General features: G+C 54.1%; 8 protein-coding genes. 6 read left to right on the top strand and 2 right to left on the bottom strand.

What is annotated here, in order from left to right; genetic code table 11:
• From KQJ18_RS00925 to ves, 6 genes are all read left to right on the top strand, one after another.
• A partial coding sequence (locus KQJ18_RS00925; RefSeq protein ID WP_216421245.1) for an arginine N-succinyltransferase occupies positions 1-392 on the top strand: 392 nt, incomplete at its 5' end.
• Positions 389-1,867, top strand: a complete 1,479-nt coding sequence (astD, locus tag KQJ18_RS00920; protein ID WP_216421240.1) for a succinylglutamate-semialdehyde dehydrogenase — start codon at positions 389-391, stop codon at positions 1,865-1,867. The genes KQJ18_RS00925 and astD, both read left to right, overlap by 4 nt.
• The gene (gene astB / locus KQJ18_RS00915) at positions 1,864-3,207 is read left to right on the top strand and encodes an N-succinylarginine dihydrolase (RefSeq protein ID WP_216421233.1); all 1,344 of its coding nucleotides are present in this window, start codon (positions 1,864-1,866) and stop codon (positions 3,205-3,207) included. Before astD ends, astB begins: the two co-directional genes overlap by 4 nt.
• Positions 3,200-4,165 (top strand): succinylglutamate desuccinylase, encoded by a 966-nt coding sequence (astE, locus tag KQJ18_RS00910; protein ID WP_216421231.1) that lies wholly within the window; start codon positions 3,200-3,202, stop codon positions 4,163-4,165. The genes astB and astE overlap by 8 nt, the downstream gene beginning before the upstream one ends.
• 348 nt (positions 4,166-4,513) lie before the next feature.
• Positions 4,514-4,999, top strand: coding sequence for an ATP-independent periplasmic protein-refolding chaperone Spy (gene spy, locus KQJ18_RS00905; RefSeq protein ID WP_085049500.1), 486 nt, complete (start codon positions 4,514-4,516; stop codon positions 4,997-4,999).
• A 296-nt stretch (positions 5,000-5,295) separates the two neighbouring features.
• On the top strand, positions 5,296-5,871 hold the full coding sequence (ves, locus tag KQJ18_RS00900; RefSeq protein ID WP_069324272.1) for an environmental stress-induced protein Ves: 576 nt from the start codon (positions 5,296-5,298) through the stop codon (positions 5,869-5,871).
• Here ves and cho read toward each other — a convergent pair.
• A complete protein-coding gene (gene cho, locus KQJ18_RS00895) occupies positions 5,831-6,718 on the bottom strand; it encodes an excinuclease Cho (RefSeq protein WP_069324271.1) in 888 nt (295 codons plus the stop codon). The two genes, ves and cho, sit on opposite strands and share 41 nt — an antisense overlap.
• A gap of 126 nt (positions 6,719-6,844) precedes the next feature.
• Complete coding sequence (nadE, locus tag KQJ18_RS00890; RefSeq protein ID WP_038640152.1) at positions 6,845-7,675, bottom strand: ammonia-dependent NAD(+) synthetase; 831 nt, start codon at positions 7,673-7,675, stop codon at positions 6,845-6,847.
• Positions 7,676-7,689: the final 14 nt, after the last annotated feature.

Genomic DNA, 7,689 nt, shown 5'->3' with positions numbered 1-7,689 from the left:
ATTTCCTGTCTGAGGAAGCGCAAAGCGTAATTGGTCAGGTACATCCGCAAACCGCTCCGGCGCGGGCGGTGCTGGAGAAAGAAGGATTTCGCTACCGTAACTATGTCGACATTTTCGATGGCGGGCCGACGCTGGAATGCGATATCGACCGCGTTCGCGCTATCCGTAAAAGCAGGCTGGTGGAAGTGGCGGAAGGTCAGCCAGCGATCGGCGATTACCCGGCCTGTCTGGTCGCTAATGAAAACTATCAAAACTTCCGCGTCATGTTGGTTCGCGCTGACCCGGATACCCAACGTCTGGTACTGACGGCGGCGCAACTGGACGCCCTGAAATGCCACGCGGGCGACCATGTACGTTTTGTGCGTCTTTGTGCAGAGGAGAAAACAGCATGACATTATGGATAAACGGCGACTGGGTGACGGGGCTTGGCGAGCGTCGGGTGAAAACGAATCCGGTAAGCGGTGATGTGCTGTGGCAAGGTAATGATGCCGACGCGACTCAGGTGATGCAGGCGTGCCGTGCTGCGCGCACCGCCTTTGCCGGTTGGGCTAAACACCCCTTTAGCACGCGTCAGGCTATTGTCGAAAAATTTGCTTCATTGCTGGAAAGCAATAAAGCCGAGCTAACGCAGATTATCGCCCGGGAAACCGGCAAGCCGCGCTGGGAAGCCGCCACTGAACTGACGGCGATGATCAATAAAATTGCTATTTCCGTGAAAGCTTACCATGCCCGTACCGGGGAGCAGCACAGTGAACTACCGGATGGCGCGGCGACGTTGCGCCATCGGCCGCACGGCGTGCTGGCGGTATTTGGCCCGTATAACTTCCCTGGCCATTTGCCCAATGGCCATATTGTTCCGGCTCTGCTGGCGGGCAACACGTTGATTTTCAAGCCCAGCGAGCTGACGCCGTGGACCGGTGAAGCCGTGACAAAGCTGTGGGAACAGGCGGGATTGCCGCCGGGCGTGCTGAATCTGGTGCAGGGCGGACGCGAAACGGGGCAGGCGCTGAGCGCGCTGGAAGACCTCGACGGTCTGCTGTTTACCGGCAGTGCCAATACCGGTTATCAGCTGCATCGACAGTTATCCGGCCAGCCGGAAAAAATCCTTGCGCTGGAGATGGGCGGCAACAACCCTCTGATCATTGAGAACCCGGAAGATATTGATGCGGCAGTACATCTGACCATTCAATCCGCATTTGTTACCGCCGGGCAGCGTTGTACCTGCGCCCGTCGCCTGTTGGTTAAAAACGGCGCGCAGGGGGATGCGTTCCTCGCGCGTCTGGTGGAAGTCAGCCAACGACTAATGCCAGGTCACTGGGATGCGGAACCGCAGCCGTTTTTAGGCGGGCTGATTTCTGAACAGGCCGCACAGCACGTTTGTGATGCCTGGCAACGTCTGGCGTCGTTGGGGGGGCGCACGCTGCTGGCGCCACGCATGGTGAAAGCCGGAACGTCGCTGCTGACCCCCGGTATTATTGAACTGACCGACGTGGCAAACGTACCCGATGAAGAGGTTTTTGGTCCACTGCTCGGCATCTGGCGCTATGACAGCTTTGATGACGCGATTCGTATGGCGAACAACACCCGCTTTGGGTTGTCATGCGGGCTGGTTTCACCCGATCGCAGCCAGTTTGATCAACTCCTGCTGGAGGCGCGGGCCGGGATTGTTAACTGGAATAAACCGTTAACCGGCGCGGCAAGCACCGCACCGTTTGGTGGTGTGGGCGCGTCCGGTAACCATCGCGCCAGCGCGTGGTATGCCGCAGATTATTGCGCCTGGCCGATGGCGAGCCTGGAATCTCCGGCCTTAACCCTGCCGTCGGCGCTCAGCCCCGGTCTGGATTTCTCTTGCGGGGATAAACGATGAAAGCGCGTGAGGTCAATTTCGATGGTCTGGTGGGACTCACCCACCACTATGCGGGACTGTCATTTGGTAATGAGGCTTCGACCAGCCACCGTTTTCAGGTGTCGAACCCTCGTCTGGCGGCAAAGCAGGGTTTGTTAAAAATGAAAGCGCTGGCTGATGCGGGATTCCCTCAGGCGGTGATCCCGCCTCATGAACGTCCCTATATCCCGGCGCTGCGTCAGTTGGGCTTTTGCGGCAGTGATGAGCAGATTCTGGACAAGGTGGCGCGTCAGGCGCCGCACTGGCTCTCCAGCGCCAGCTCCGCATCACCTATGTGGGTGGCGAATGCGGCAACGGTCTGTCCTTCGGCAGATTCACTGGACGGGAAAGTGCATTTAACGGTGGCGAATCTGAATAATAAGTTCCACCGTTCGCTGGAAGCGCCGACGACCGAAGCGTTGTTACGCTCGATTTTTCGTGATGAAAATACCTTTGCGATTCACGGCGCATTGCCTCAGGTTGCGTTATTCGGTGATGAAGGGGCGGCAAACCATAACCGCCTTGGTGGGGATTATGGCGATCCCGGCGTACAACTGTTTATTTACGGTCGTGAAGAGGGGAATGCGTCACAGCCGAGGCGCTATCCGGCGAGACAATCTCGTGAAGCCAGCGAGGCTGTAGCCCGGCTGAATCAGGTCAATCCACATCAGCTTGTTTTTGCTCAGCAAAACCCGGACGTTATCGATCTTGGCGTGTTTCATAACGATGTGATTGCGGTGTCGAATCGTCAGGTGCTGTTTTGTCATCAGCAGGCGTTTGTCAGACAGCAAACGTTGTTAGAGCAACTACGCCGTCAGGTGGACGGTTTTACCGCGCTGGAAGTCCCGGCCGCGGAGGTGTCGGTGCAGGATGCGGTAACGACCTATCTGTTTAACAGCCAATTACTGAGTCGTGACGACGGTTCGATGATGCTGGTTTTACCGCAGGAATGTCGGGAGCATGCTGGCGTGTGGCGATATCTGAGCCGCTTGCTTGCAGATGACAATCCGATCGATGACCTGCGGGTCTTTGATTTGCGCGAAAGCATGTCCAACGGCGGCGGCCCGGCCTGTTTACGCCTGCGAGTGGTGCTTACCCCACAGGAGCTGCAGGCCGTGAATCCGGCGGTTATCATGAACGACACGCTGTTCAATATGCTGAATAACTGGGTTGACCGCTACTATCGCGATCGCCTTGTCGCAACGGACCTCGCGGATCCGCAGTTGTTGCGCGAAGGGCGTGAAGCGTTGGATACGCTGACGCAATTGCTCAATCTCGGCTCTGTTTATCCCTTCCAGCAGGAGAGAACGAGCCATGGATAATTTTCTGGCCCTGACGCTCGCAGGTAGCGCACCTGCGAAAACGCAGGGCACAATTCACGGTTTTGTCTGGCAATGGCTTGGTCACGGGGTACTGGAACTGACACCAACTGCGCCGGTTGAACAGTCGCTGGTGCTTTCTGCGGGAATTCATGGCAATGAAACCGCGCCGGTAGAAATACTTGATTCATTGCTGACCAGGCTATTTAACGGTGAGCTGGCGCTAACATGGCGGCTGCTGGTCATTCTCGGTAACCCGCAGGCGCTGGCCGCGGGAAAACGTTATTGTCATAGCGATCTGAACCGGATGTTTGGTGGCCGGTGGCAGAGTTTTGCCGAGAGTGAAGAAACGCACAGAGCCCATGAGCTTGAACTGTGTCTGGCAGATTTTTACTCGCGCGCGAAAGAGCCTGTGCGCTGGCATCTGGATCTTCACACCGCCATTCGCGGCTCACAGCATTTGCGCTTTGGCGTGTTGCCACAACGCAATGTTGCCTGGGACGAAAATTTTCTGGGTTGGCTGGGGGATGCGGGGCTGGAGGCATTGGTTTTCCATCAGACCCCAGGTGGTACGTTCACCCATTTTAGCGCTGAACATTTTGGCGCGCTGGCCTGTACGCTGGAACTGGGTAAAGCGCTGCCGTTCGGGCAAAACGATCTGACCCAGTTTGCGCGCACAGCAGATGCGATGGCGCAGCTGCTGCGGGGCGAGCGAGTGTCTACGGCAGAAACATCTCCGTTGCGCTACCGCGTGGTCTCGCAGATTACGCGGCGTAGCGACGATTTTATTCTCCACATGGATAACCAGACGCTCAATTTTACCCCCTTTACCGAGGGAACGTTACTGGCGCAGGACGGAAATGAACGTTTTATCGTCACCCATGACGTTGAATACGTTCTTTTTCCGAACCCAAATGTGGCCTGTGGTTTACGTGCCGGATTGATGCTAGAAAGACTTTGATAAATATAATCGCCCTCAGATTTATTTCTGAGGGCTTATTTTTACGTGCGCTTTAGATTTATTACAGATTATTCCTGGTAAGTTGCTTTCTTAATAATCACAGTTCAGGTATAGTTCTTCATAATCCATTCAAAATCATCTGGTTGTAATTTTTCATTTCAACTCTGCGCAATTTATTCTTTTTTTCTCCATAATTGATGAATGTTTGTTTTTTACACTTTCATTGTTTTACCGTTGCTCTGATTAATTGACGCTTAAGCCGGTAAAGTTAATCTCGTCAACACGACATCACATTGCATAAGAATCGCATGAATGTCGTAAAAATAACTGAAAGAAAGGATAGAAATTATGCGTAAACTGACTGCTCTGTTTGTTGCCTCTACCCTGGCGCTGGGCGCTGCAAACCTGGCCCATGCTGCTGACACCACAACAACTGCGCCAGCGGATGCCAAACCAATGATGCATCACAACGGGAAGTTCGCCCCGCATCACGACATGATGTTCAAAGACCTGAACCTGACCGACGCGCAGAAACAGCAGATTCGCGAAATTATGAAAGGCCAGCGCGATCAGATGAAACGTCCGCCGCTGGAAGAACGCCGCGCCATGCACGATATCATCGCCAGCGATAGCTTCGATAAAGCGAAAGCCGAAGCGCAAATTGCGAAGATGGAAGAACAGCGTAAAGCCAACATGCTGGCGCACATGGAAACGCAGAACAAGATTTACAACATTCTGACGCCGGAACAGAAAAAGCAGTTTAATGCCAATTTTGAGAAGCGTCTGACAGAACGTCCGGCGCAGAAAGGTAAAATGCCAGAAGCTGCCGAGTAATCGCCAGTCGTCTACACTAAATCAGTCATGCTGTGTCGGCGTTCAGCGCCGCACAGTGTGCAACAAACTCAAGACCGCCGCTCTTGTCCACAACACGTTTAACGATGTGGGCAGGATCGGCGGTTTTTTCTTTCCCGCCAGGAGAAGCGTTAATTTTTTTGCAAAATACCCTATTCAGCACTAAGGCAAATCAACCCTGTTGCCGATAACGATACTCTGCAGGGTAAATATCACAATGATGATTTATGGCTGGCTGTTCACGGCAGGTTGCCGTGCTACGCCTTTCTGGAGGGGTGATGGAATATTTCGATATCCGCAAAATGCCGGTCAGTCTGTGGCGCAATGGGGCGGGAGAAACGCGAGAGATTTGCTGTTTTCCGCCAGCAACACGCGATTTTCACTGGCGGGCGAGTATCGCCTCTCTTGCTGCGAACGGAGAGTTTTCTCTTTTCCCGGGCGTAGAACGCGTGATTACCTTGCTGGAAGGAGGTGAAGTGACCCTGGAAGAGGCGAACATCTTCACTCACACCCTGAAGCAGCATCAACCTTTTACTTTTGCTGGTGACAAGGTTGTAAAAGCAAAGCTGACGGAAGGGCGGATGTCGATGGATTTTAATATCATGACCCGACGAGATGTTTGCCAGGCGAAAGTCAGAGTTGCCGATCGCACTTTTACGACCTTTGGTTCTCGTGGCGGCGTCGTGTTTGTTATCAGTGGCGCCTGGCAATTGGGTGAGAAGCTGCTGACGGCCGATCAGGGCGCGAGCTGGCACGACGGTAAACACACCCTGCGCCTGTTGGAGCGCGAGGGAAAACTGCTGTTCAGCGAGATTAACTGGATGCCGGGATACTCTCCGGATTCAGTTCAATAATGTCATATTTGCCAGACAGAACAGGCCTACAGAGAATTTTGTAGCCATCATGGTCAAAGCCAGCCGGCATTCTCGCCAGGGTTGTCGCCTCATCCAGCGTTGCAACGGCGCCCAGCCAAAACCAGTTATTGATGATATGGTACTGAGTCATTTCAGCGCGGGTTTCTTGCAGCGCAATGGCATTGTTCCACGGCCAGCAGATGACGCGCACTCTTTCCAGCGCTTCCAGCAGGCGCGAATGATGCGCCTGCGGGCTCTCTTTCCCACAGCACGCTCCGGCGCAGCGCTTTAGCGCTGAGCGAAAGCAGGCGCGCCCGCGACTCAAGGGTTCCAGCCCCAACAGGCCGTAGCACAGTTGCTGTTCATCGGCAATGCTTTGCAATGTTTGTAGCGCGGCACGGCGATTGGCAAACAAACCAAACAGATTGGGGGCATGGGAGAAATCAATATCTCGTGCGTAAACAACCTGAACAGTTTGGTCGGTAAGCTGCAGGGCGCAAAGCTGACGATTGCGTCGCAACCGTTTATTAAACAGAGGCTGCTGCTCTTTGATAAGCCGCGCTTCTAACAGTAGGGCGCCAATTTCTCCAGCCGTACAAATCCAGCTAATGCGTTTGGACTGGCGCAGCATTGCCGCTTCGTCCGTGGTACGCAGGTGTGACAACACGCGGCTGCGAATATTGACGCTTTTGCCTATATAAAGCGGCAGGGTGTCGCTTTCGCTATGAAACAGATAGACGCCGGGCACCGCGGGAAGCGCACTCAAAAATGGGCGCAGATGCTCGGGGTATTCATAAATTGCTGCTGCCTCTAATGTCAGGCGAGGGGCTGATTGACGCCGTACCACTTTTCACTCCGCTGCTGGTTATCCATCCAGTATAACAGCTGAGGAGCGATTAAAAAAGCGGCATGATCAGGCTGCTAAGGCCGGAGAGCAGCAATAGGGGCGCTACCCGGCCTTAGGCAGAAAAAATTATGCTTTTTTCCAGAAATCATCAAACACGGTGATGGGTGGGCGACGTTTGTGCTCAGTCTTCAGATACCAACCTTCGATTTTTTTAGCTATTTCAGCATCCAGCGTTTTTCCTTCCAGATAATCGTCGATGTTGTCATAGCTCACGCCCAATGCGGCTTCATCCGGCAGAGAAGGGCGATCGTCTTCAAGGTCGGCGGTGGGAGCTTTCTTATATAAATGCTCCGGGCAACCCAGCGCAGCAAGCAGCTGTTTACCCTGGCGCTTGTTCAGACGGAATATTGGGTTGATGTCAGTACCGCCATCGCCATATTTAGTGAAGAAACCGGTGATCGCTTCTGCTGCATGATCGGTACCCACGACAACGCCGCTGGTCATGCCCGCGATACTGTATTGCGCCTTCATACGTTCACGGGCTTTTTCGTTGCCGCGCACAAAATCACTCAGCTCAATTCCCGCCTCACGCAAAGCCTGCTCGCTGGCCAGCACTGCGCCTTTAATATTGACGGTGAGTACGCGGTCCGGTTGTATAAAGGCGATGGCATCCTGGCAGTCCTGCTCGTCAGCCTGAACGCCATACGGTAAACGCACCGCAATAAATTGTAGGGCGTCATTCCCCGTTTCCTGGCGGAGCTCGGAAACGGCCATTTGGCAGAGTTTTCCGGCGAGGGTGGAGTCTTGTCCGCCGCTAATGCCCAACACCAGTGATTTCAGAAAGGGGTAGGTTTGCAGGTATGATTTCAGGAAATCTACGCTGCGACGAATTTCCTCTTCTGCATTAATGTGCGGTTTTGCGCCAAGCGCTTTGATTATCTCTTGCTGCAGAGTCATGCAACCCCCTGTGA

The organism is Citrobacter sp. S55_ASV_140, from assembly GCF_018919505.1.
Lineage (GTDB): Bacteria > Pseudomonadota > Gammaproteobacteria > Enterobacterales > Enterobacteriaceae > Citrobacter > Citrobacter werkmanii.
This window is presented reverse-complemented; position numbering and strand designations above follow the sequence as displayed.